This window comes from Brachybacterium sp. AG952 (assembly GCF_004362645.1).
GTDB lineage: Bacteria > Actinomycetota > Actinomycetes > Actinomycetales > Dermabacteraceae > Brachybacterium > Brachybacterium conglomeratum.
This window is the reverse complement of sequence record NZ_SNXV01000004.1, coordinates 338,435-361,358: the sequence shown is the minus strand read 5'-3', so window position 1 is coordinate 361,358 and position 22,924 is coordinate 338,435. Positions and strand designations below refer to the sequence as shown.

General features: G+C 72.0%; 21 protein-coding genes. 13 read left to right on the top strand and 8 right to left on the bottom strand.

What is annotated here, in order from left to right:
• Positions 1–55 precede the first annotated feature (55 nt).
• Together DEU31_RS11970 and DEU31_RS11965 are read right to left on the bottom strand one after the other, a co-directional pair.
• Positions 56–3,196, bottom strand: a complete 3,141-nt coding sequence (locus DEU31_RS11970; RefSeq protein ID WP_133677288.1) for a DEAD/DEAH box helicase — start codon at positions 3,194–3,196, stop codon at positions 56–58.
• On the bottom strand, positions 3,196–3,624 hold the full coding sequence (locus tag DEU31_RS11965; RefSeq protein WP_133677287.1) for a (deoxy)nucleoside triphosphate pyrophosphohydrolase: 429 nt from the start codon (positions 3,622–3,624) through the stop codon (positions 3,196–3,198). Before DEU31_RS11965 ends, DEU31_RS11970 begins: the two co-directional genes overlap by 1 nt.
• Positions 3,625–3,807: 183 nt before the next feature.
• Here DEU31_RS11965 and DEU31_RS11960 point away from each other — a divergent pair, with 183 nt between their 5' ends.
• Positions 3,808–4,671, top strand: coding sequence for a DUF3883 domain-containing protein (locus tag DEU31_RS11960; protein WP_133677286.1), 864 nt, complete (start codon positions 3,808–3,810; stop codon positions 4,669–4,671).
• Between the two features lie 37 nt (positions 4,672–4,708).
• Here DEU31_RS11960 and codB read toward each other — a convergent pair whose 3' ends face one another.
• A complete protein-coding gene (gene codB / locus DEU31_RS11955; protein ID WP_133677285.1) occupies positions 4,709–5,992 on the bottom strand; it encodes a cytosine permease in 1,284 nt (427 codons plus the stop codon).
• Positions 5,989–6,585, bottom strand: a complete 597-nt coding sequence (locus DEU31_RS11950) for a nucleoside deaminase (RefSeq protein WP_243733823.1) — start codon at positions 6,583–6,585, stop codon at positions 5,989–5,991. Before DEU31_RS11950 ends, codB begins: the two co-directional genes overlap by 4 nt.
• Positions 6,586–6,753: 168 nt before the next feature.
• Here DEU31_RS11950 and DEU31_RS11945 point away from each other — a divergent pair, with 168 nt between their 5' ends.
• Positions 6,754–7,758, top strand: a complete 1,005-nt coding sequence (locus tag DEU31_RS11945; RefSeq protein ID WP_133677284.1) for a M14 family zinc carboxypeptidase — start codon at positions 6,754–6,756, stop codon at positions 7,756–7,758.
• 34 nt (positions 7,759–7,792) lie between these two features.
• Here DEU31_RS11945 and DEU31_RS11940 read toward each other — a convergent pair whose 3' ends face one another.
• Complete coding sequence (locus tag DEU31_RS11940; protein ID WP_133677283.1) at positions 7,793–8,773, bottom strand: LLM class flavin-dependent oxidoreductase; 981 nt, start codon at positions 8,771–8,773, stop codon at positions 7,793–7,795.
• 260 nt (positions 8,774–9,033) lie between these two features.
• Here DEU31_RS11940 and DEU31_RS11935 point away from each other — a divergent pair, with 260 nt between their 5' ends.
• The 7 genes from DEU31_RS11935 to DEU31_RS11905 all read left to right on the top strand — a co-directional run bounded on the left by DEU31_RS11935 (position 9,034) and on the right by DEU31_RS11905 (position 16,733).
• The gene (locus DEU31_RS11935; protein ID WP_133677282.1) at positions 9,034–10,038 is read left to right on the top strand and encodes a formate/nitrite transporter family protein; all 1,005 of its coding nucleotides are present in this window, start codon (positions 9,034–9,036) and stop codon (positions 10,036–10,038) included.
• Positions 10,035–12,599: a nitrite reductase large subunit NirB gene (gene nirB, locus DEU31_RS11930; protein WP_133677281.1), complete on the top strand. Its 2,565-nt coding sequence runs from the start codon at positions 10,035–10,037 to the stop codon at positions 12,597–12,599. The genes DEU31_RS11935 and nirB overlap by 4 nt, the downstream gene beginning before the upstream one ends.
• A complete protein-coding gene (gene nirD / locus DEU31_RS11925) occupies positions 12,596–12,982 on the top strand; it encodes a nitrite reductase small subunit NirD (RefSeq protein ID WP_133677280.1) in 387 nt (128 codons plus the stop codon). The genes nirB and nirD overlap by 4 nt, the downstream gene beginning before the upstream one ends.
• Entirely contained in the window at positions 12,979–13,986 is a 1,008-nt protein-coding gene (gene cobA, locus DEU31_RS11920; protein ID WP_133677279.1) for a uroporphyrinogen-III C-methyltransferase, read from the top strand. Before nirD ends, cobA begins: the two co-directional genes overlap by 4 nt.
• Positions 13,983–14,885: a uroporphyrinogen-III synthase gene (locus DEU31_RS11915; protein WP_133677278.1), complete on the top strand. Its 903-nt coding sequence runs from the start codon at positions 13,983–13,985 to the stop codon at positions 14,883–14,885. The genes cobA and DEU31_RS11915 overlap by 4 nt, the downstream gene beginning before the upstream one ends.
• The gene (locus DEU31_RS11910; RefSeq protein ID WP_133677277.1) at positions 14,882–15,592 is read left to right on the top strand and encodes a CbiX/SirB N-terminal domain-containing protein; all 711 of its coding nucleotides are present in this window, start codon (positions 14,882–14,884) and stop codon (positions 15,590–15,592) included. The genes DEU31_RS11915 and DEU31_RS11910 overlap by 4 nt, the downstream gene beginning before the upstream one ends.
• Positions 15,593–15,713: 121 nt before the next feature.
• Positions 15,714–16,733, top strand: a complete 1,020-nt coding sequence (locus DEU31_RS11905) for an aldo/keto reductase (protein WP_166649506.1) — start codon at positions 15,714–15,716, stop codon at positions 16,731–16,733.
• A gap of 141 nt (positions 16,734–16,874) precedes the next feature.
• Here the strand turns inward: DEU31_RS11905 and DEU31_RS11900 are convergent, their stop codons facing one another.
• Positions 16,875–17,549, bottom strand: coding sequence for a histidine phosphatase family protein (locus DEU31_RS11900; protein ID WP_208109985.1), 675 nt, complete (start codon positions 17,547–17,549; stop codon positions 16,875–16,877).
• A 385-nt stretch (positions 17,550–17,934) separates the two neighbouring features.
• Here DEU31_RS11900 and DEU31_RS11895 point away from each other — a divergent pair, with 385 nt between their 5' ends.
• Complete coding sequence (locus DEU31_RS11895) at positions 17,935–19,074, top strand: 3,4-dioxygenase subunit beta (protein WP_133677275.1); 1,140 nt, start codon at positions 17,935–17,937, stop codon at positions 19,072–19,074.
• Between the two features lie 213 nt (positions 19,075–19,287).
• On the opposite strand, the gene DEU31_RS11890 is transcribed toward DEU31_RS11895, so the two are convergent.
• A complete protein-coding gene (locus DEU31_RS11890; RefSeq protein WP_010551905.1) occupies positions 19,288–19,791 on the bottom strand; it encodes a DUF3592 domain-containing protein in 504 nt (167 codons plus the stop codon).
• Positions 19,792–19,921: 130 nt separating this feature from the next.
• Between DEU31_RS11890 and DEU31_RS11885 the strand changes: the two genes are divergently transcribed.
• A complete protein-coding gene (locus DEU31_RS11885) occupies positions 19,922–20,920 on the top strand; it encodes a dihydroxyacetone kinase subunit DhaK (RefSeq protein WP_133677274.1) in 999 nt (332 codons plus the stop codon).
• 11 nt (positions 20,921–20,931) lie between these two features.
• Positions 20,932–21,603: a DAK2 domain-containing protein gene (locus DEU31_RS11880; protein ID WP_133677273.1), complete on the top strand. Its 672-nt coding sequence runs from the start codon at positions 20,932–20,934 to the stop codon at positions 21,601–21,603.
• A gap of 78 nt (positions 21,604–21,681) precedes the next feature.
• Here DEU31_RS11880 and DEU31_RS11875 read toward each other — a convergent pair whose 3' ends face one another.
• Positions 21,682–21,882, bottom strand: a complete 201-nt coding sequence (locus DEU31_RS11875) for a hypothetical protein (protein ID WP_053916582.1) — start codon at positions 21,880–21,882, stop codon at positions 21,682–21,684.
• Positions 21,883–22,078: 196 nt separating this feature from the next.
• Between DEU31_RS11875 and DEU31_RS11870 the strand changes: the two genes are divergently transcribed.
• Entirely contained in the window at positions 22,079–22,921 is an 843-nt protein-coding gene (locus DEU31_RS11870) for a sulfite exporter TauE/SafE family protein (RefSeq protein ID WP_133677272.1), read from the top strand.
• Positions 22,922–22,924: the final 3 nt, after the last annotated feature.

The window sequence follows — 22,924 nt, the reverse complement described above, 5'->3', positions numbered from 1 at the left end:
AATAGTGCTTGTTGGTTTCAGCAGGTAGAGCTTGCTAGGGGCGCGATGATATTGGTTAAGCCACGGCTCGAGCTTCCATGAAGAGCTCAGCCGGCATCGACCGGTCCAGTCGCCACACGATCTGCATCGGGCGTGACCCCGTCGCATGCTGGAACTGCGCCGTGCCGAGGCACGTGTACGGTTCGGTGCCGATATCGCCAGTCTTCGCGCGCCGCACGAAGAGTGCGACGCTGGATCCGTGCGAAGCGTGATTGATGTATCGCTGACCAGTGCGACTCTCCACGCTCGTCGTGCTCTGGGATTCCCAGTGGAAGAGCTGCTGGTTGATGGCGTAGTCGCGGTACATGGTGGTGGGGGAGTAGTCCGCTTCGGACTTCTTGAGCGTCACCAGTAGCGCGTCCACGGTCATGCCGGGGAGCCATTTCACGCCTTCGCGGATCGAGCCCGGCGCGCCGGCGTCCAAGGTGCCAAGCCCCAGTCCGGCCAGGAGCTCCTCGCGGGAGTAGCGCGCGTGCGAGCGCAACGGTGAGTCCGCGACTGAACCAGGCAGTGCTTCCGGGCGGACTCGAGAAGTCTGCTCCCGGAACGCGAGCAGGTGGAGTAGTTCTTCGACTACCGGGGCGTGCGAACGTAGCTCGTCGAGGCCCAAACGAATACTCCGCTCCCCGGCGGGCCAGAAGGAGTACACCAGCATCGCGGCGTGCAGATCCTTCTCAATCCCGGTGGGGAGAGTCGGTGTGGTGAGTAGCCGGCGGTACGCCTGGATCCGCTCAGGATCGTCGATGTGAGTCAGCGTGCCTACGCGGCGCAGGAGGGCGTCGGCCGAGTCTGAGAGTGGCTCTCCCCGGTTGGCAGGGAAGGCCCAGTCCACGAGAGTGGACCAGCTCGCTGAGCGCTTGTGGCTGTTCAAGCTGCGCGTCCCCGGACCGTAGATGTCAGCGAGGGACCGCTCTGCCGCGTGCAGGTAGGAACCCAAGCCGTAGTCCGAGGGAGTGGCGTCGGCCGGTTTGTGCTGACGAACGTCCGCCACCAGGTCCCGCGTGGAGAGCTTGAGTTGCTTCTTCACGTTCGAGAGCACGATGTCCTGCGCGACGCGGTCGAAGACGATCTGCGTTCCGGGAGGGAGGAACGGGAACCCCTCGCGAATGCTGCGCTCGAGCCGGTTCCGCGAGAGACCAGTGAGTGCCCGGTATTTTAGGTCGAAGCGGAAGCTTGTGTGCTGGAGCCCCACGAAGTCGAGGACCGTCAGCACGGCCTTGTTGTCCGCGCGCCGGAGGCCTCGGCCGAGCTGTTGGAGGAAGATCGTCGCGGACTGCGTCGGGCGCAGCATCAGGACCGTGTCGATCATCGGGATATCGAGGCCCTCATTGAAGAGGTCGACAGCGAACAGGCCGACGATCTCGCCGCGCCGCAGCTTTGCGAGCCCCTCCTGACGCTCGTCGGCCCCCGAGGCGCCGCTGAGCGCTAGCGAGGGGAGCCCGGCATGACGGAACACTTCGGCCATGTAGTGGGCGTGCTCGACGCTGACGCAGAATCCAAGCGCTCTCATTCGGCTCGGATCGCTGACCTTGTCTCGCAGGGCCTGAAGCACCTTGGCGGCTCGAGCATCGTTGCCGGTGTACAAGCTGTTCAGCTGGTCAATGTTGTACGCACCGCGGGTGAATCGCAGCCCGCTGAGATCCACGCCGTCGGCGATCCCGAAGTAGTGGAACGGAACAAGCAGGTCGGCGCTGAGCGCGTCCCAGAGCCGCAGCTCGCTCGCCACGCGACCGTCGAAGAATTCCTGAGCCACGTCCACCCCGTCGGCCCTCTCGGGTGTCGCAGTGAGCCCGAGGAGCTCCCTAGGGGTGAAGTAGTCGAGGACCTTTCGGTACGTTGCCGCCTCGGCGTGATGGAACTCGTCGATGACGATGATGTCGAAGTGGTCGCGCGCCCATCGCTCGAGCTCGCCGGCCTGCTGCAACGACTGGATCGAGGCGAAGACATGCCGCCGCCGGATGGGCTTCCGCCCGTCGACGAACAGTTCCCCGAACGCGCCGTCCTTCAGAACGTCGCGGTAGGTCCTCAAGGACTGCTCGAGGATCTCCTTGCGGTGCGCGACAAAGAGGATGGTCGGTTGGTCGGCGTCCGATGTCCGCAAGCGCTTGTAGTCGAGCGCTGCAACCACGGTCTTGCCCGTGCCTGTTGCTGCGACAAGCAGGTTGCGATGTCGATCGTGCACCTCCCGCTCGGCGGCGAGGTCATCCAGCATCTCTGTTTGATGCGGGTATGGACGCACGTCGAGATGGCTGATCGACAGGTCTGTCGCGGAGGCGCGGCCGCTGTTCTTCGCGAGGAGTGCATCGAGGAATTCGGCGTCAGTGTCTGGGTTGTACGGCGCAAACGCCGCGTCGTCCCAGTAGGTCTCGAAGGTCGACTCAAACTTGTCGACCAGGGTCGGAGTCGCGAGGTGCGAGAGACGGACGTTCCATTCCAGTCCGTCGACGAGCGCTGCCCGGCTCATGTTCGAGCTGCCCACATACGCGGTGGTGTAACCGCTGGACCGATGGAACATCCACGCCTTCGCGTGGAGATGGGTGGACTGCGCGTCGTAGTTCACCCGCACTTCGGCGTTCAGAGAGCGCACGAAGTAGTCCAGCGCCTTCCGGTCCGTGGCACCGATATACGTGGTAGTCAGAACCCGGATGGGCACTCCGCGCTCAGCCGCCTCGCGCAAAGCTGATTCCAGCACGCGGATCCCGCTCCACTGCACAAACGCGCACAGCAGGTCAATGCGATCCGCGCTCGCCATCTCGAGGCGCAGTTCCGAGCCGAGCTGCGGATCCATTCGTGAGTTCGTGAAGAGCGCGACGTCGCTGAGCGGTGTCGACGGACGGGGCAAGAGGGGTGTCTCCGGTGGCGTCACCGAGGTGAGAAGGCGCGGCCCAGGAGACACTTCGGGATCCGGGGCAGTGGAGGGCAACGCCGAGAGGAGACGGTTCGCGAGGGCGATGCGCTCCTCACGGGGTGCAGTCTTCAACGCCTGCTCGACGGTTCGTGCGACGTGCTGGGAGAGGACATGCACGACATCCGCGTCGTCCACGTCCTCCGTCGGAGTGAGGAAGCCCTGCTCTTCGGTCGACTGCACCGCATCAGTGAGGCCCGTGGTGAGGAGCAGTTCGTAGAGGCCGGGATCCAGGGCCGGCTGCGCCTCCATCACTTCGCCTTGGACTCGTCGCGGAGAGTTGCGAGCCGCTCTGGCAAGCCCTCGAGGAGTGGGACATCGCTAGGCGCCCACTGCAGCGAGGACAACTCCGTGAGAGGCACCCACTGCATCGCGTCGTGGTCGCTGCTGGTAGTCGGATCCTCGCCCGTGAACTGCGCGGCGTAGCAGGAGAGTTCGATGCGCGCGGTGCCAACATCGCTCAGGCTCCGGTCGACGAACGGGCCAACAGCGACGTCGACACCCAGCTCCTCCTGAAGCTCGCGGCGCAGTGCGGCCTCGGGCGTCTCGCCGGTTTCGATCTTGCCGCCGGGGAATTCCCACAGCCCGCCGGCGCTGCGCTCGGCGTTGCGTCGAGCGGCGAAGACCGCGCCGTTTCGTTCGACGATGGCGCCGACGACTCGGATGACTGGATTCTCCACCGCGCAATCTCCTCTGCCTGGGCCGACACCGTCGATCGTACGAAGCGGCGGTGACATGCGCAGCGAAAGCCGAGGGTCGAGAGGTGCCGCGGCTGGGGAAGCGAGGGTTCTCAAGTGTCTCGAGGCGCATGGCATGTGGATCTTCGACCGGCGGCCGTCGGCCCCCTCTGTCATGATCACGCCATGAACCAGGCGGACCTGCTGAAGCTGTCCAACCACGAGATCGAGGCCCGAGCCATCGAGGCCGTGATCGCCTTCGAGCGCGCTGCAGGACGCACTGCTGTCGACTTACGCAGCAGGAAGGACGCCCTGGTCGACGTCGAGTCCATCGACGACACCACCGGTGAGAAGCGCCTGATCGAGATCAAGGCCTTCGGCGGCGCCGGACGCGGTGACTTCCTGTGGCTCGAGCCCAACCAGGTCAAGGCCTTCGAAGAGGACCCCGCCGCGCACCTCTACCTCGTCACGAACGTCCGCTCGGCGGACCCATCGGCGATCCGGATCCTCGATCTCACGGGGGAGCAGCTGCGCGAGAGGCTCGGGAAGAAGCGCGAGAAGCACTACTTCGAGGTGCCGATGCCCGTCGCCGTCTACGACGACCTCGTCGCGAACGCCGCCGCGCTGCCCACCCTGGACGGCGCCGGCTTCCTCCTGCAGATCCTGGACGGCGTCCTCGCCCTGCACGAGCGCGGCTATCACCGGACCCGCTTCGCGGTGACATGGGCGCCCGACGGGCTCCACGCCCGCCTGCACGTCGGCCGGGAGTCGGAGATGCCGGGCGACCCGCTCCAGGTGACGACCTCGGATCTGATCCTGTCCACCTCGCTCGACGACGTGCAGAGGACGGCCCGCGAGTTCGCGGGCGTCATGATCCCCGCCTGGTGGGACCGCGACCAGATCGCCGACCAGCTCCTCGCCGCGCTCCCGCCGATGGAGCCGGCCGGTGACGATCCGGAGTACCGGGATCACCTGCGCGAGCTGTACGAGCGCCACCGCGCCGCGGGCACGCTCCCGCTCACCGACGGCGAGGGCGGCGCCTGGGGCTGATCCCGCAGACGCCGCCCGTCGGCCGAGCGCGACGCCCTCAGCGTCGCCCCGCCCGCACGCCCAGCACCCACGCCCCCACCAGCGCCACCACGATCCCGTTCAGCGGTGCGATGCCGATCCCGTACTCATTGCTCACCCACGCCACCCCGCAGCCGAGCACGTACGGCACGAGCGCCTGCCAGCGCACCTTCTCGGTGAGCGTGGACAGCGGCGGCTGCCCGTGGCGCCAGCGCGCGATCCAGTCGCCGATCAGCACGCCGCCCACCGGCGGGATGAGAATGCCGATGAGGCTGAGGTAGCCCACGATGTGCCCCTCGACGCCGAGCAGCGCCAGCACGGTGCCGATGGCGACGCCGCCGATGATGAAGGGGCCCTTGCGCCTCGCGTTGGCGAGCTCGGCCCCGGCGACGCCGAAGGCGTAGGCGGCGTCGGCGTTGGACTTCCACAGGTTGCCGAACAGGAAGAACAGGCCCCAGCCGATCATGCCCATGCCCAGCAGGAGGGTGGTGAAGTCGCCTTCGCCGAAGGCGAGGGCGGAGACGGCGCCGAAGAACACCATCAGGCCGTTGCCGATCACGAAGCCGAGCCCGCAGGCGATGACGGCGTCGCGGCCGCGCCTCGCGAACCGGGTCCAGTTCGCGGCCTGGGTGCCGGCGGAGGCGAAGGTGCCCACCACGGTCGTCACGGCCGCGGCCCAGGTCATGGAGGTGGTGGGGGCGATGTCGAACAGGCCCCGCCAGCCGCCCACCTCGGTGAGCGCGAGCGCGGTGATCCAGAAGGCGAGCACCAGGATCAGCGGCGTGGAGATCAGCGAGACCCAGTACATGCCCTCGTAGCCGTACAGCGCCGTGAGCATCATTAGGGCGGAGACGCCGATCATCACCAGTCCCGGCGCCCAGGCGCTCTGCCAGCCGAAGGCCAGCGCCGTCATCTGTCCGATCGAGCCGACCGCCACCCCGTACCAGCCGATCTGCGTGCCGCCCAGCAGCACCGAGACCAGCTTCGACCCGGCGGTGCCGAAGGTGTAGCGGGACATGACCACGGTGGTCAGGCCCGTGCGGGCGCCGAGGAAGCCGATCGCGGCGACGTACGCGCCGAGCACCACCGAGCCCACCAGCAGCACGGCCAGGAATTCGGAGAAGCGGAAGGCCGCCCCGATCGAGGCGCCGGCCATGAGCGTCGGCGCGAAGACGGTGAACCCGATCAGCACCACCGAGATCGAGACGACGCCCCGACGGGCGGAGCGGGGGACCGGCATGACCGGGTAGTCCGGGTCGACGGGCTCGGCGGCGGTGCCCTCCTCGAGCTCGACCGCGGTCACCGGCCCTGACCCTCGCCGTCGGCCCCGCCCTCGGCGGCCCCGTCCGAGGCCGGCGCGCCGAGCTCGCCTGTCTCCACGCCGATGTCCTCGCTCCAGATCTCGGGCCGCTCGGCGATCATCCGCTCCATCAGCGCCACGCACTCGGGATCATCGAGCACGTCCACGGTGACGCCCCGCTCGCGCAGCAGGTCCTCGGCCATCTCGAAGGTGCGGTTCTCGCCCACCACGATCCGCGGGATCTCGTACAGCAGCGCGGTGCCGGAGCACATGATGCACGGCGACAGGGTCGTGTACAGCACCGACTCCCGGTACACGCTCGCGCGCAGACGCCCCGCCTTCTCGATCGTGTCGGTCTCGCCGTGGAGGATCGCGGAATCCTTCTGCACGCGCTGGTTGTGACCGGCGGCGAGCACCTCCCCGTCGTGCACGAGCACCGCGCCGATCGGCACCCCGCCCTCGTCCCAGCTCTTCTGCGCCTGCTCGATCGCGAGGGAGAGGAAGCGGCGGTCGTCCTCGGCGGTGGGGGTCCAGGTCATGGCGGAGTGCTCCTGCGGGGTGGGGGAGGGGTCGCAGGTGATCGTAGAGCTGATCATTCCCTCACCGCACTCCCAGCTCCTGCAGCGAGACCGGGCGGACTCGCCCTGACCTGCACCCTCTCCGAATCGGTCGGAACCTGTCCGAATCGTCCCTTGAGACGCACGGCGCCCCGTGGTGGGCTATGGCGCATGACCCACCTCACACGACGACGTGTCATCGGTGCCATGACTGCGCTCCCCCTCCTCACCCTCCCCGCCGCGGCCCACGCCGTGGGCAAGGGCCCCGAATGGGGCGGCAACGGAAACATCACCACCGCCCACCTCTCCACCTACGACGACGTCGCGGCGTTCCTCCACAAGCAGGCCGACAAGCAGCCGGCGATGCAGCTGGACGTCATCGGGCAGTCGGTGAAGGGCCGCGACCTCTACCTCGCCTCGTGGATCGGCGACCCCGCGAACCCCACGATCCTCTTCCTCACCCAGCAGCACGGCAACGAGCAGCTCACCACCGAAGGGGCGCTCGAGTTCATCAAGCACCTCGGCACCGGCCGCAACCGCGATGTGCTCGACGGCGTCAACGTGCTCGTCGTCCCGATGCTCAACCCCGACGGCGCGATGGGCGACGTCGACTTCTCCCTCGACGGCTACATCGCCCACGGCGACCGCCACCTCACCCGCTACAACGCCCGCGAAGTCGATCTCAACCGCGATCACGTCGACCGGCTCCAGCCCGAGACCCAGGCGCTGCACGAGAACGTGCTGGGCGCCTACGACATCGACTACATGATCGACCTCCACCACCAGGGCGCCTACAGCGCGATCGGCGAGGATTGGGTCTCCGGCTCGATCCTGTACCCCACCGCCCCGAACGCCTCCGCCGAGCTCGTCGAGCGCTCCAAGCAGCTCGGCGCCGTCGTGTACGACGCGGTCAACTCGACCGGCTGGGGGCTGATCGGCAAGTACAACGGCGGCTCCGCCGAGACCATCAGTCGCAACGGCCTCGCCGTCGAGTACGACATCGCCACGCTCCTGTTCGAGATGCGCGGCATGGCCGACCACTCCGGCGAGAGCTACGTGCTCGGTGCCCGCAGCAGCGGCTACCTCATCCGGCAGACGGTCATCACCCTCGAGGAGACGACCCGCGCGATCGCCGACGGGTCCATCCGGGCCGCCGACGCCTCCTTCTGGGACACCCTCCCCACCCAGGGGCGGTACGACCCCGACGAGTGAGGGCGGCGGCGCAGGCCGCGGCCGAGGGGGACCCTCACTCCATGTACGCCTCCGCCAGCAGCTCCGCCGACCGCAGCCGCTGCTCCAGCCGCGGGCCCTGGTGGGCGATGATCAGCTCGTCGGCGCCGGTGGCCTCGGCGAACTCGGCGACCTGGTCCCGCACCACGTCGGCGGTGCCGACGGCGCTGTAGGTCGCCATCTGGTGCAGGTGCTGGGCCTGGGGAGCGGCGAGCAGCTCGTCGGCCTGCTCGTCGGTGTACTCGGTGCCCGGGCGCAGCAGCAGCGCCACCCGGCTGCGCATCATCTCGTGCTGCTGGCGCTCGGCATCGGCCCGATCGTCGGCGGCGATCACGTTGAAGCCGGCGATGACGTGGGGCGTCTCGAGCTGCTCGGAGGGCTGGAACTCGCGGCGGTAGAGCGCGATCGCCTCATGGAGGGCGCCGGGGGAGAAGTGCGAGGCGAAGGCATAGGGCAGGCCGAGCGCGGCGGCGAGGCCCGCGCCGAACAGCGAGGAGCCGAGGATGAACAGCGGGACGTCGGTGCCCTTGCCCGGGTAGGCGTCCACGCCCGGGATCCGCGACCGGCCCTGCAGGTAGCCCTGCAGCTCCATGACGTCCTCGGGGAAGGAGTCGGCGGAGGCGCCGCTGCGGCGCAGCGCACGCATCGTGTTCTGGTCGGTGCCCGGCGCACGGCCCAGGCCCAGATCGATCCGCCCCGGGTGGAGCGTCTCGAGGGTGCCGTACTGCTCCGCGATCACGAGCGGGGAGTGGTTGGGCAGCATGACGCCGCCCGCTCCGAGCCGGATCGTGCTGGTGTGCGCGGCGACATGGGCGATCAGCACCGAGGTCGCGGAGGAGGCGATCCTGACCATGTTGTGGTGCTCGGCGTACCAGACGCGCTCGTACCCGGTCTCCTCCGCCTTCCTGGCCAGGGCGACCGTCCCCTCGAGCGCCTCGGCCGGGGACTGGTCCCGGGCGGCGGTCGCGAGGTCGAGGATCGAGAGCGGGACGGGCATGGGGGCACCTTTCGTCGAGTGAGGGTGCCGTGCCGGCTGGCCCGGCACCCACGGGATCAACGCCTCACGTGCCGTTCCTCTTCCCGTGCTCCCGGGAGCAGCAGGGGGCTCCCGCCGCGGACCTCCCCTGAGACCCCATGTCACGAGAAGGTCACGGGCCCCTCCTGGTCTTCGCCCCCGGGCCCGGGAGCCACAGGATGGCCGCATCCCGCTGCAGGCGCACGGGACATGACCACTCTCCCCGAGTCCCAGGAGCTGCCATGTCCTACGTCCAGCCCGCCGACCTGGTGGACCGGCTCACCGCCGCCGGCGCCGCGAAGGCCTCCTACTCCACCGGCACCACGATCCTCCGCGCCATCATGGGCGGCGCGATCCTGGCGCTGGCCGCCGCGTTCGCCGTCACCGTCTCCACCCAGACCGGCCAGCCGCTGCTCGGCGCGCTGCTCTTCCCCGTCGGCTTCATCCTGCTGTACCTGATGGGCTTCGACCTGCTCACCGGAGTGTTCACCCTGGTGCCCCTCGCTTGGCTCGCCCGCCGAGACGGCGTCACCCTCCCCGCGATGCTGCGCAACTGGGGCCTGGTGTTCCTGGGCAACCTGATCGGCGCCGTCGCCGTCGCGGTGCTCATGGCCATCTACTTCACCTACGGCTTCGCCACCGAGCCCAGCGCCGTGGGCGAGGCGATCTCCGAGATCGGCCACGGCCGCACCGTCGGCTACGCCGAGTACGGCGCCGCCGGGATGCTCACCCTGTTCGTGCGCGGCGTGCTGTGCAACTGGATGGTCTCCACCGGCGTGGTCGGCGCGTTCATGTCCGACAGCATGCTCGGGAAGATCGCCTGCATGTGGATGCCGGTGATGCTCTTCTTCTACATGGGCTTCGAGCACTCCATCGTGAACATGTTCCTGTTCCCCTCGGGCCTCCTGCTCGGCGCGGACTTCACCCTGTTGGACTACCTGGTCTGGAACGAGATCCCCACCGTGGTCGGGAACCTCGTGGGCGGGCTGACCTTCGTCGCCCTTCCGCTCTTCCTCGCCCACCGCCGCCACGCCGCCGCTCCGGCCGACGTGCCTGCGGACACGGAGCCCGCCGCCACCTCCGCCGCGCCCGGCGCGACCGTGACCTCCGACGCGACCTCGGGTGCGTCCGCCGACCCGACCGAGCTCCGGGCGGCGTCGCCCGCCGCACCGGCCGCCGGCTCCACCGCCGACCCGTCGGCCGACGGACCCACCGAGACCGCCGACCTGGTGGGGGCGACCCGATGAGCGCCCGCATCGTCGTGATCGGCGCCGGCATGGCGGCGCACCGCCTGGTCGACTCCCTGGTGACCCGCGCGGAGGACCGTCTGGAGATCACCGTCCTCGGCGACGAGGCCCACCGCCCCTACGACCGGGTGGGCCTGACCCGCTTCTTCGACGGCGAGACCGCCGAGGATCTCACCCTCCCCGCCACGATCTTCGCCGACCCCCGCGTCACCCTCCACGAGGACGACCCGGCCACCGCGATCGACACCGGCGCCCGCACCGTCACCACCGCCTCCGGCACCGTCCACGCCTACGACCACCTGGTCCTCGCGACCGGCTCGGTCGCCGCCCGGCCCCCCGTCGAGGGCGCGGAGCTGCCCGGCAGCTTCGTCTACCGCACCCTGGCGGACGTCGAGGACCTGCGCCGCCACGTCCAGGAGCGGGCCGCGGCCCTGGACCGCCCCGTGCGCGGAGTCGTCGTCGGCGGTGGACTGCTCGGCCTCGAGGCCGCCGGCGCCCTGCAGGGCATGGACGTCGAGGCGACCGTGCTCCAGTCCAGCGACCGGCTCATGTCCGCGCAGCTGGACCTGCCCGCCGGGGCGGTGCTGCGCCGCCTCATCGAGGCCCGCGGCATCGCCGTGCGCACCGAGGCCCGTACCACCGCGCTCCGCCCCGGTCCCGACGGAGCGGTCGAGTCCGTCCTCCTCCGGGACGGCGACGAGGTGCCCGCCGACCTCGTCGTCCTCACCGTCGGCGTGCGCCCCCGCGACGAGCTCGCCCGTGCGGCGGGCCTTTCCTGCGAGGAGCGCGGCGGGGTGCGGATCGACGCGGCCTGCACCACCTCCGACCCCCGCATCCACGCGATCGGCGAGGTCGCCGCCTTCGACGGGCAGTGCGTGGGCCTGGTCGCCCCCGGATACGCCATGGCCGAGGTGGTCTGCGACCGGATCCTCGGCGGCGACGCGACCTTCGACGGCTACGACCTCTCCACCAAGCTCAAGCTCTCCGGCGTCGACGTCGCCAGCTTCGGTGACGCCTTCGCCACCACCCCAGGTGCCCTCGACGTCGTCTACACCGACCCCGTCAGCGGCGTCCACAAGAAGCTCGTCCTCTCCGACGACGCGAAGACCCTGCTCGGCGGGATGCTGGTGGGCGACGCCTCCGCCTACGGCTCCCTGCGCCCCCTCGTGGGCGGAGCGCTCGGCGCCGACCCGGCCGTGCACCTCCTGCCCGCCGGCGCCGGCTCCGCCCCCACCCCCGAGCTGCCGGATGAGGCGATCGTCTGCTCCTGCTCCTCCGTGAGCGCCGGGACGATCCGCCACGCCGTGCGCGAGCAGGGCTGCACCGATGCCGCCGAGGTCACCGCCTGCACCAAGGCCGGCGCCACCTGCGGCTCCTGCACCGTCATGGTGAAATCCCTGGTCACAGGCGAGCTCGCGAAGCTCGGCAAGGCCGTTTCCACGGGACTGTGCGAGCACTTCGACCTCTCTCGACGCCAGCTCTTCGACGCCGTGCACGTCTCGGGCCTCGACACCTTCAGCGCCGTCATCGAGCGGTTCGGCCGCGGCCGCGGCTGCGACGTGTGCAAGCCCGTCCTCGCCAGCATCCTCGCCGTCCTCGTCCCCGAGGGCCACGTGCTCGAGGGCGAGAACGCGACGCTGCAGGACACCAACGACCACGTCATGGCGAACCTGCAGAAGGACGGCACCTACTCCGTCGTCCCCCGCATGCCCGGCGGGGAGGTCACCCCCGAGGGCCTGATCACGGTGGGGGAGGTGGCCCGCGACTTCGGGCTGTACACCAAGATCACCGGCGGGCAGCGCGTGGACATGTTCGGCGCCCGCCTCGAGCAGCTGCCCCTGATCTGGCAGCGCCTGGTCGACGCAGGCTTCGAGTCCGGCCACGCCTACGGCAAGTCGTTGCGCACCGTGAAGTCCTGCGTCGGCTCCGCCTGGTGCCGCTACGGCGTGATGGACTCCACCGGCATGGCCGTCACCCTCGAGCTGCGCTACCGCGGACTGCGTGCCCCGCACAAGTTCAAGCTCGGCGTCTCCGGCTGCGCCCGCGAGTGCGCCGAGGCGCGCGGGAAGGACGCGGGCATCATCGCCACTGCCCAGGGCTGGAACCTGTACGTCGGCGGGAACGGCGGTGCGACCCCGCGCCACGCCGAGCTGCTCGCCGAGGGCCTGGACGACGACACCCTGATCCGCACCCTGGACCGCTACTTCATGTACTACATCCGCACCGCGGACAAGCTCCAGCGCACCGCCCCCTGGCTCGAGGCCCTCGACGGCGGGATCGACGGGCTGCGCGCGGTGATCCTCGAGGACTCCCTGGGCCTCGCGGCCGACCTCGACGCCGCGATGGCCCGCCACGTCGCCGGCTACCGCGACGAATGGGCAGAGACCCTCGCCGACCCGGCGAAGCTCGCGCGCTTCCGCTCCTTCGTCAACGCCCCCGCCACCCCCGACCCCGGCCTCGCGCACGTCCCCGAGCGCGGCCAGATCCGCCCCGCCCGGCCCGAGGAGCGCGACGGGGACTCCGTCCTTATCGCCGGCACGACCCTGGAGGTACGACGATGACCACGACCCTCACCACCCCCACCCTCGCCCCCCAGCTCGCCGCGAACTGGGAGCGCCTGTGCCCGCTGGAGGACCTCGAGGTCGAACGGGGCCGCGCCGCCCTCCTCGGCACCGAGCAGGTCGCCCTGTTCCTGCTGCCCGGCGGGGACGTCCGCGCCGTCGACAACCACGACCCCTACTCGGGTGCGAACGTCATCTCCCGCGGCATCGTCGGCTCCCGCGGCGGCCGCCCCACCGTCGCCTCCCCGATGTACAAGCAGGTCTTCGACCTGCGCTCGGGCACCTGCGTCGACACCCGCGGCAAGGAGGTCCGGCGCCTGCGCGTCTGGCCCGTGCGCACGCTCGAGGGGGACCTGTACGTGCTGCGCGGGGGCGCGAGATGACCGGCGTGCAGGGGGGCGGGACGCCCGGCGCGCGAGGCCAGGGGACGGCCGGGCGCGTCGCCCTCGTCGGCGGCGGGCCCGGACCGCTGGACCTGCTCACCGTGCGCGCCCTGCGGCTCCTGCGCGCGGCCGACGTGGTGATCGCCGACCGGCTCGGCCCCGCCGCCGAGATCCGGGCCGAGCTGCGGCCCGGCGCGCTCGTGATCGACGTGGGCAAGACGCCCGGCCACCACCCCGTCCCCCAGGACCGCATCGGCACGCTGCTCGTCGAGCACGCCCGCGCCGGCCGCGCCGTCGTGCGGCTCAAGGGCGGGGACCCCTTCGTGCTCGGCCGCGGCGGGGAGGAGGTGCTCGCCTGTCGGGCCGCCGGGATCGAGGTCGAGGTGGTCCCCGGGATCAGCAGCGCGCTCGCAGTTCCCCAGGCGGCGGACGTCCCCGTCACCCATCGCGGCGTCGCCGCCGGTGTGCACGTGGTCAGCGGGCACGACGCCGCCGGACCGCACGGCCCCTCCGTCGCGACCCTCGCCGCGCTCGCCGACGACACCCTCACCACCGTCGTGCTCATGGGCGTGGGGGCCCTGCCCGCCCTCGTCGGCGCCGCCCTCGCCCACGGCGTTCCGGGGGAGAGGCCTGTCGCGATCGTCGAGAACGGGCACACCCCGCGCCAGCGCACCACCCGCACCACCCTCGAGCGCGCCGTGCGCGCGGCCGAGGAGGCGCAGGTGCGCAGCCCTGCCGTGATCGTGATCGGTGAGGTCGCCCGGCCCGGGCTGCTCGGCGCGGAGGCCCCGGCGCTCGAGGAGGAGCCGGCGGTGCTCGGCGCGGGCGTCCTCGCGGGCGCCCCGGTCGGACTCTCGGCCGTGCCCCTTGCCCCGCCGGCCGTGACCCTTGCCCCGCCGGTCGCGCCTCGTGCCCCGTCGGTCGCGTCTCTCGCCCCGACGGTCGGTTCCGCCGATGCCTCGGCCCTGGTCACGGGGCTGTCGGCCACGGGGCCAGGGGCGTGAGCGCCCCCGCGCGCCTCTCGTCCGCGCTCGAGGGGCGGCGCCTCGTCCTGGCCCTGGACCGCAGGGCCGACGAGCTCGCCGCCGCGCTCCGGCGACACGGCGCCGCGATCCAGCACGCCCCCGCGATGAGCATGATCCCGCACGTCGACGACCCGCTGCTGCTGGAGCGCACCGCCGAGCTCGTCGCCCGCCCGCCGCAGCTGCTGGTCGCGACCACCGGGGTGGGGATGCGCGGCTGGTTCGAGGCGGCCGAGGCCGCCGGCATCGCCCCCGCTCTGCGCGCCGCGCTCGCCGGCACCCGCGTCCTCGCCCGCGGCCCGAAGGCCCGCGGCGCCGCCCAGGGCGCCGGCCTCGACGTCGACTGGGTCGCCGCCGACGGCACCTCCGCCGAGATCATCGACCACCTCGCCGGCCACGACCTGCGCGGCCTCCGCGCCGCCGTGCAGCACCACGGCTCCGGGGCCGACGGCCTCGACGAGGCGCTCGAGCGAGCCGGCGCGGAGGTGACGGCCCTGACCGTCTACCGGTGGGGGCCGCCGCGCGACCCCGCGGCCGTGCACCGCTCCGTGCTCGACGCCGCCGCCGGCGAGGTGGACGCGGTGCTGTTCACCGCCGCGCCCGGCACCGAGAACTGGCTGGTCGCCGCCGAACGGGCCGGCGCCCTGCCCGGCATCGCCGGCCATGCCCGCGCCGGACGGCTGCTGATGGCGGCCGTCGGCCCCCTCACCGCGGGTCCGCTCGAGGCGCGCGGCATCCCCGCGCTGCTGCCCGCGCGCAGCCGGATGGGCGCGCTCGTGCGCGCCGTGGTCCAGCACTTCGATCCCGCCCCCGCCGACGCCCACCAGCCCGCCGCCCCTCAGAGCCGCCGGCCCGCCCCTCACCAGGAGGACGCCCCATGACCACCCTGGTCGCCTGTTCCCACGGCACCCGCTCCCCGGCCGGCCGCACCGTCATCGCCCGGATCCGTGCCGCGCTCGCCGTCGCCGTGCCGGACGCCGCGGTGCGGGAGGCCTACGTCGACGTCGAGCAGCCCGAGGTCGCGGAGGTCGTCGCCGAGGCCGCGTCGCGCGGACCCGTGGTGGTGCTGCCGCTGCTGCTCTCGACCGGCTTCCACACCTCCGTCGACATCGCCGCCGCGGTCGCCCCGCATCCCGGCGCCGTGGCCGCCGAGCCCCTCGGCCCCGACGGGCACCTGGTGCGGGCCCTGCGCGACCGACTGGCGGCCGTGAGCGGCGGCGATGCCGGGCACCGACCAGGCGATCACGTGGTGCTCGCCGCCGCCGGCTCCACCGACCCGGCGGCCGCCCGCGCCGTGGAGCGGATGCGGGACCTGCTCTCCGCGCGCCTGCCCGCTCCCGTCACGACCGGTTACGGCGCCGGATGCGCGCCCGGTCTCCCGGAGGCCGTGGCCGCGGCCCGCGCGGCCGGGGCGCGCCGCGTGATCGCCGCGAGCTACGTCCTCGCTCCCGGGCACTTCGCGGGTCTCGTCCACCGGGCCGGCGCGGACCTCGTCTCCGCCCCGCTCGGCGACCACCCGGAGGTGATCGCCGTGGCCGCCCAGCGCTATCGGGAGGCTCGCGCCGCCCTCGCGCTGGCGGTGGGCTGAGGCCGCGGTCCGTGAGCGCCCACGAACGCGGCGCGCGAGGGCGCCTGCCGGTCTGGAAGACTCCTCTCCCGAGCGCCGCCCATCGAGGGGCGGCCCGGAGAACGCGAGGTCGACGATGTCCATGCAGCACCGCACCCCTGCCCGCCTCGGCCGCCCGCTGTCCGTGATCGGCCAGGGCTGCTGGCAGATCGGCGCGGACTGGGGCGAGGTCGGCGACGACGCCGCCCAGGAGGTGCTCGGCGTCGCCCTCGAAGCCGGGGTGACCTTCTTCGACACGGCCGACGTCTACGGCGACGGCCGCAGCGAACGGCTCGTCGGCGCGATGCGCGCCCGCGTCGCCGCCGACGCCACCGCCGCCGAGGGCCTCCCGTTCCTCGCCACCAAGGCGTCCCGACGCGCGGACCCCTTCGCGCCGGAGTCCTTCACCGAGGAGGCGCTGCGGGGCTGGGTGGAGCGGTCGCGGCAGAACCTCGCCATGGACACCCTGGACCTGGTGCAGCTGCACTGCCCGCCGCCGGCGATCTACCGCGACGACCGGGTGTTCGAGGCGCTCGACGCGCTGGTCGAGGAGGGGCGGATCGCCGCGTGGGGCGTCAGCGTCGAGACCTGCGAAGAGGCCCTGATCAGCCTCGAGCGCGAGCACCTCGCCTCGCTCCAGATCATCCTCAACCCCTTCCGCCTCAAGCCCCTGGACGAGGTGCTGCCCCTCGCGCGGGCCAAGGGCGTGGCGGTCATCGCCCGGGTCCCGCTGGCCTCCGGGCTGCTCACGGGCAAGTTCTCCGCGACGAGCGAGTTCGCCGAGAACGATCATCGCCGCTTCAACCGACACGGGGAGGCGTTCGACCAGGGCGAGACCTTCTCCGGCGTCGACTACGCGACGGGCCTGGAGGCCGTCGCCCGGCTCGAGCAGGCGCTCGACGGGGAGATGGCGCTGCCCGAGGCGAGCCTGCGCTGGATCCTCGCGCAGCCCGGGGTCACCACCGTCATCCCCGGCGCGAGCAGCGGCGAGCAGGCCCGGGCGAACGCCGCCGCGGGCTCCGCGCCCTCGACCGCGGAGCAGGACGTCCTGGCCCGGTTCGACGCGGCGGTGCACGAGACGTACGACGCCTTGCTGCGGGACAGCATCCATCCGCGATGGTGACCCCGCCGACCCCGAGCACCACGCCTCCGCCGACGACGGCGGGCGGACCCCGGAGCTAGAGCATCTTCGCCGCTGCGACGACGGGCTGGACAGCCCCGGTTCCTCGCACCTGGCCGACGGCGCGGTGATCTGCGGCGGCCCTCAGGCCTTCGCGTCGGCCGCGTCGTCGGCGGTCACGTCGTGCTCGGCATCGCGAAGCAGGTGCTCGCCGCCGACAGGGCTGGAGATCCAGTCCTCGACGCGCCAGCCCGCCGCCGGGTCCCCCACCAGGGTGACCAGGCCCGTGTTGTACAGCGGCCGCTCGGACAGCGAGGCGGCGCCGAGCCCGCCGGCGACCGAGGCGAACACGCGGATCGCGGCGCCGTGGCTGACCACGACGACGGTCGCGTCCTCGGCGTGCTGATCCGCGATGTGCCGCAGCGCCCGGGTCCAGCGGTCCCAGAACTCTCGGCCGGTCTCGCCGCCGGGCAGCCCGCCCTCGAGCTCGCCCGCGCTCCAGCGGTGGTGGTTGGCCTGATAGGCGTCGACGGCCTCCGCGTCCTGCTGGTCCTGGTGGATTCCGGCGCGGATCTCCTCGATCCCCTCGGTCAGGCGCGGGCTGAGCCCGCGCGAGGCGGCGAGCGGGGCCGCGGTCTCGTGGGTGCGCAGCAGGCGGGAGACGTGGATGGCGGCGATGTCCTCGTGCGCGAGCGCGGCGGGGACCGCACGGGCCTGGGTGTGGCCGAGCGTGGTCAGCCCCGGCCCGGGATAGGCGGCGTCGAGGATTCCCTCGACGTTGGAGGGCGTCTGGCCGTGGCGGAGAAGGAGGAGGCGCATGCTCAGCACCGTACGAGATCCGTCGTGAGCGTGCACGGGCGCGGTCTCGGCGGCGTTCTGCATCACAGCGCCCTCGACCCCGGCGGCGTTCTGCATCACAGCGCCCTCGACCTCGGCCGCTTCCCGGGGCGGCGCCTCCAGCGTCTCGCCGCCGCGCTCGCCGGTCGCCGGGGACCGCGCCCCCGCCGCAGGTCAGGACCGACGTGACCGACACTCCGCGGCCGTCTCTGTCCGACCCCTCGCCGCTGCCCCCGGGACCGTGCCGCCCACGACTCCCAGCGAGCTCCCCGACACCCTCCCGGCAGATCACGGATAGCTGACAGCGGCTCTACAGCCTGCGCTTCTAGCTTTCCGGCTCCACACCAGGAGACCGAGAGGACCCGTCATGGACATCACCGACCCCCGCCGCGTCGGCCGCCCCTATCCCGAGGCGCGCGAGCACACCGCCGCACAGAACTCCGCCGGATCGGTCCCCTCGGGCACCGCACCTCTCAACAGCTTCGAGGGCCGGCCCCTCCACCACCCGGCCGAGGACGTCGAGGACCAGGGTCTCACCTTCGACGTCGGCACTCTGGTCTCCCGCCGCGGCGCGCTCGGCGTGCTCGGCGCGGGCAGCGTCACCGCCGTCCTCGCCACCTGCACCGGTGGCTCCGCCTCCACCACCGGCGCCGCGAGCGATGGGGGAGGGGCGAGCGATGCCGGCGGCTCCAGCGCGACGTCCGAGCTCACCGAGATGCCCGGCGAGACTGCGGGCCCCTACCCGGGCGACGGCTCCAACGGCGCCGACGTGCTCGAGACCAGCGGCGTGGAGCGCTCCGACATCCGCTCCTCCATCGACTCGGACACCACCGCCGAGGGCATCCCCCTCGACATCACCATGACCATCATCGACATGGCCGGCGGCGACGTGCCGATGGAGGGCGCGGCCGTGTACCTGTGGCAGTGCGACGCCGCCGGGCAGTACTCGATGTACTCCGAGGGCGTGGAGGAGGAGACCTACCTGCGCGGCGTGCAGATCGCCGACGCGCAGGGCAAGGTCACCTTCACCTCCATCTTCCCCGGCTGCTACGCCGGCCGCTGGCCCCACCTCCACTTCGAGGTGTTCCCCGACGCGGAGTCGATCGTGGATGCGACCAACGCGATCCTCACCTCGCAGATCGCGCTGCCCCAGACGGAGGCGGACGGCGTCTACGAGCTCACCGAGTACGCGGGCAGCGCCGAGAACCTCTCCCAGCTCACCCTCGAGACCGACGGGATCTTCTCCGACGGCTACGAGCAGCAGCTCGCGGCCCTCTCCGGCGACCTCGAGAACGGCTTTTCCTTCGCCATCGACGTGCCGATCGACACCACCACCGAGCCCGAGGCCGGCGGGATGGGCGGCGGGGGGATGGGCGGCGGCGAGGGCGGCGAGCCCCCATCGGGCGGCGAGGGCGGACCCGGCGGCACCCCGCCCGAGGGTGCGCCGGGCGAGGGCGCACCGGGCGGTGCGACCTCGGAGGACGACAGCGGGACGTCGCAGAGCTGACGCGGCACCAGCAGGGATGATGCGGCGAGCAGGGCAGACGCGGCTCCGGTCGAGCTGATGCGGCCTGGAGAGAGGTGACCCGGCACGAGCAGGTCTGGCCCGGACGAGCTGCCCACGGCGGCAGGGTGATCAACAGAAAGGGAACTCCAGCGGCACGCTGCGGAGCTCAGCTCCTCGCCGTGCCGCTGGAGTCCCCTTTATGCAGGCACCTCCTCAAGAGGCAGCGCGCCAGGGGAACGGGACGTAGCCGATGATCATCCAGCTGCCGTTGAGGATGATCCCGATGACGGCCAGGAACAGCAGGGCGAAGCCGATCCGCATCACCGGGACCCTCGCGGAGATGCCGTGCCCGTTCTGCGGCGCGATGAAGCGCTCGGGCCGGTCGCGGTCGTGGAGCACGGTCACGCTCATGCCGCTGCGGTCCACGGTCCCGGCATCGCTGACCACCGGGTTCGCGCGGACCGTCTGCCCGCGGTCGGTCGTGAACTCGATCGTCTCGACGACGCGGCTGGAGCGGTCCTCCCGGGTGCCGCTGTAGTGCACGTGCGAGGAGATCACCCGCCCATCGGTCCGCATCCCGCTCGAGGCCAGACGCCGCGCCCGCAGCAGGTCCCGCACGGCCGAGAACATCATCCACAGCGCCACCAGCACCAGCAGCAGCACGACCAGCGCGAAGAGCGTCGCGAACGCGCCGAAGCCCAGGCGCACCCCGTCCATGGTCCCCCCTCGCCCCCACCCGTCGGCCCCCGCCGACGTGTCACTCCGACCGAGCGTACCGGGCACGGTGCGGCTCTGGGCGGCGGGGGCTAGAGTCGGGATCGAGCATCCGCCCGCGGGAAGGACCCTCATGCGACGCAGCATCGTCAACGACCCCGACCAGCTCGTCCCCGAGGCGCTGGAGGGCTTCGTCCTCAGCCATCCGGGCCGCCTCGCCCTCGACGCCGAGCACCGCTTCGTGCGCCGCGCCGAGCCCGCGAGGGGCAAGGTCGGCCTCGTCTCCGGCGGCGGCTCCGGCCACGAACCCCTGCACGCAGGCTTCGTCGGGAAGGGCATGCTCGACGTCGCGGTCGCCGGCGCCGTCTTCGCGAGCCCCACCGCGCTGCAGGTCCTCGAGGCGACCAAGGCCGCGGACTCCGGCCACGGCGTCGTCCAGATCGTCAAGAACTACACCGGCGACGTGCTGAACTTCCGCATCGCCGGCGAGATCAGCGGCGACTCCGAGGTGGAGACCGAGATCGTGCTGGTGGACGACGACCTCGCCACCGACACGGCCGACGGGGGAGGCCCGGGCCGCCGCGGCACCGCCGCCACCGTGATCGTCGAGAAGGTGTGCGGCGCCGCCGCCGAGGAGGGCCAGGACCTCGCCGCGGTCGCCGAGGTGGGCCGGCGCGCCGCCGCCTCCGCCCGCACCATGAGCCTCGCGCTGACCGCCGGCACCCACCCCGGCGACGAGGAGCCCCAGTTCGCCCTCGGCGACGACGAGGTCGAGCTCGGCGTCGGCATCCACGGCGAGCGCGCCGCCCGGCGGGTCCCCTTCACCAGCGCCGACGGACTCACCGACCTGCTCCTGGACCCTCTGCTGGAGGAGCTGGGCCTGGAGCGCGGCACCGAGGTGCTCGCGATCGTGGGCGGCCTCGGCGGCACCTACCCGCTCGAGCTGAACCTCGTCGCCCGTCGCCTCCACCACCGCCTGGGCGACGCCGGCCTCGCCGTCGGCCGCAGCCTCGTCGGCTCCTACGTGACCAGCCTCGACATGCACGGCGTCTCGCTGACGCTGATGCCGCTGGACGAGGAGCTGCGCCGTCTCTGGGACGCGCCCGTCCAGACCCCTGCCCTGACCTGGTGAGGAGCACCGCGATGACCGACCACGCCCTGCCCGACGACTTCGGCCGTCTCGTCGTCACGACCCTTCGCGAGAGCCTCGAGGGTGCCGCGCCCGCGCTCGGCGACCTCGACCGCCGTGCCGGAGACGGCGACTTCGGCGACAACGTCCGCGTCGCCATGAAGAACCTCGGCCGCGAGCTCGAGGGCGGCGAGCCCGCCGACTACCGCGGCTGGGTCACCGCCATGTCCCGCGCCTGGCTCGGCGTGGGCGGCACTTCCGGGCCGCTGTTCGGCATGTTCTACCGTGATCTCGCGAGGGCCGCCGGCGACGGCGAGGTCCCGGATCTCGCCGCGCTCGCCGAGGCGCTCGCGGCCGGGCAGGCCGTGGTCCAGAAGTACGGCGAGGCCGAGGTGGGCGACCGCACCATGGTCGACGCCCTCGCCCCGGCCGTCACCGCGCTGCGCGAGGCCGCCGGCTCCGGGGCCGATGCCGTGCACGCGCTCGGCGCCGCGGAGAAGGCCGCGATCGACGCCGCGAAGGGCACCGCCGAGCTCACCGCCCGACGCGGCCGCGCCAGCTACGTCGGCGACAGCGCGAAAGGCGTCATGGACCCCGGAGCCTGCGCGATGGCGCTGGTCGTCGGCGCGCTGCGCGCCGCGGCCGGGGCCGACGGGGGAGAGGTCCGCGCCGACTGGATCGGGTGAGGCCCGCGCATCGTCTCGTGCCTTCGAACTCAGCAGCTCGGCCGGCGACGGGCCATCGGCGGAACGCGGCGGATCGGTTCAGCGTCGTGCTCGACGCCGAGTCTTCCGCGGGTTCTCGGCGAGGATCCTGCGTGCTTTCATCGCGAACTCGTCGGCGAGCTCCAGGAACTCTGCGTCGAGACGGTCTTCCACGATGAAGCGCTCGTTGCCGCGGGACTCCATCTGCACGGTGTAGGTCCGAGCGCTGTCATCGGGGCGGGGACGGGAGCCGAGTGTCATCGCGATCTCCTCATGCTGGTTCGGACACGAGTCTACCGAGGAGCCCCGCACGGCCGGAAGGGATGGCGGGCGGCGCCGGCGCGCTCCGGGACATCTCGAGGATCTCCTGGATGAGGATCTCGTTCCGCAGGACTGTGGATGACGGCTCCGGACACCTCGCGCACCGCAGACTCGCCCGCTGGTAGGTTCGCTCTTCGTGTCCGACCTCGCCGCCCTGCTCCCCGATCTCAGCACCACCTCGTGGCTGCTGGTGGTGCTCGGCGCGCTGATCGTCGGCTTCTCCAAGACCGCGCTGCCCGGCGCAGGGACCCTCGCCGCAGGCGCGTTCGCACTGGCCATGCCTGCGAAGGAGTCCACCGCCGCGCTCCTGCTGCTGCTGATCCTCGGCGACATGACGGCGCTGTGGGTGTACCGACGCGAACCGGACTGGCGCACCCTCGTGCGACTCCTCCCCAGCGCCATGGTCGGCGTGATCATCGGCGTGTTCTTCTTCGCCGCGGTCGACGACACCACCGTGCGCGTCACCATCGGCGTGATCCTGCTGGCGCTGGTCACCCTCACCCTCGTCCGTCGCGCACAGGCCGCGCGGCGCACCGCGGCGGAGTCGGAGGCGTCGGACCACTCTTCGGCCCCCGGGCCCGCGACCCGTGCCGAGCAGGCCAGCGGCAGCCGCAAGGGCGCCGCCGCGACCGCGCAGGGCATCGGCTACGGCCTGCTCGGCGGCTTCACCACCATGGTCGCCAACGCCGCCGGGCCCGTCATGTCGCTGTACCTGCTGATGATGCGGATGCCGGTGCTGACCTTCCTGGGCACCTCGGCGTGGTTCTTCGCCGTGATCAACCTGTTCAAGCTGCCCTTCTCCGCAGGGCTCGGCCTGTTCACCGCCGAGACCCTCGCGATGGACGCGCTGCTCGTGCCGGTCGTGCTGCTGGCCGCCTTCGCGGGCGCGAAGGTCGCCCGCCGCATCTCCCAGTCGGTCTTCGACAAGCTGGTGCTGGGCCTGACGGTCCTCGCCGCGATCGGCCTGCTCATTCCCTGACCG

Excerpts from the sequence above, each read along its gene's own strand:
- DEU31_RS11875 (WP_053916582.1), bottom strand. The coding sequence starts at position 21,882 with ATGACACTCGGCTCCCGTCCCCGCCCCGATGACAGCGCTCGGACCTAC.
- DEU31_RS11960 (WP_133677286.1), top strand. The coding sequence starts at position 3,808 with ATGAACCAGGCGGACCTGCTGAAGCTGTCCAACCACGAGATCGAGGCC.
- DEU31_RS11945 (WP_133677284.1), top strand. The coding sequence starts at position 6,754 with ATGACTGCGCTCCCCCTCCTCACCCTCCCCGCCGCGGCCCACGCCGTG.
- cobA (WP_133677279.1), top strand. The coding sequence starts at position 12,979 with ATGACCGGCGTGCAGGGGGGCGGGACGCCCGGCGCGCGAGGCCAGGGG.
- DEU31_RS11905 (WP_166649506.1), top strand. The coding sequence starts at position 15,714 with ATGCAGCACCGCACCCCTGCCCGCCTCGGCCGCCCGCTGTCCGTGATC.
- DEU31_RS11935 (WP_133677282.1), top strand. The coding sequence starts at position 9,034 with ATGTCCTACGTCCAGCCCGCCGACCTGGTGGACCGGCTCACCGCCGCC.
- DEU31_RS11885 (WP_133677274.1), top strand. The coding sequence starts at position 19,922 with ATGCGACGCAGCATCGTCAACGACCCCGACCAGCTCGTCCCCGAGGCG.
- DEU31_RS11970 (WP_133677288.1), bottom strand. The coding sequence starts at position 3,196 with ATGGAGGCGCAGCCGGCCCTGGATCCCGGCCTCTACGAACTGCTCCTC.
- nirB (WP_133677281.1), top strand. The coding sequence starts at position 10,035 with ATGAGCGCCCGCATCGTCGTGATCGGCGCCGGCATGGCGGCGCACCGC.
- nirD (WP_133677280.1), top strand. The coding sequence starts at position 12,596 with ATGACCACGACCCTCACCACCCCCACCCTCGCCCCCCAGCTCGCCGCG.
- DEU31_RS11880 (WP_133677273.1), top strand. The coding sequence starts at position 20,932 with ATGACCGACCACGCCCTGCCCGACGACTTCGGCCGTCTCGTCGTCACG.
- DEU31_RS11895 (WP_133677275.1), top strand. The coding sequence starts at position 17,935 with ATGGACATCACCGACCCCCGCCGCGTCGGCCGCCCCTATCCCGAGGCG.
- DEU31_RS11890 (WP_010551905.1), bottom strand. The coding sequence starts at position 19,791 with ATGGACGGGGTGCGCCTGGGCTTCGGCGCGTTCGCGACGCTCTTCGCG.
- DEU31_RS11950 (WP_243733823.1), bottom strand. The coding sequence starts at position 6,585 with ATGATCAGCTCTACGATCACCTGCGACCCCTCCCCCACCCCGCAGGAG.
- DEU31_RS11900 (WP_208109985.1), bottom strand. The coding sequence starts at position 17,549 with ATGCGCCTCCTCCTTCTCCGCCACGGCCAGACGCCCTCCAACGTCGAG.
- DEU31_RS11910 (WP_133677277.1), top strand. The coding sequence starts at position 14,882 with ATGACCACCCTGGTCGCCTGTTCCCACGGCACCCGCTCCCCGGCCGGC.
- DEU31_RS11940 (WP_133677283.1), bottom strand. The coding sequence starts at position 8,773 with ATGCCCGTCCCGCTCTCGATCCTCGACCTCGCGACCGCCGCCCGGGAC.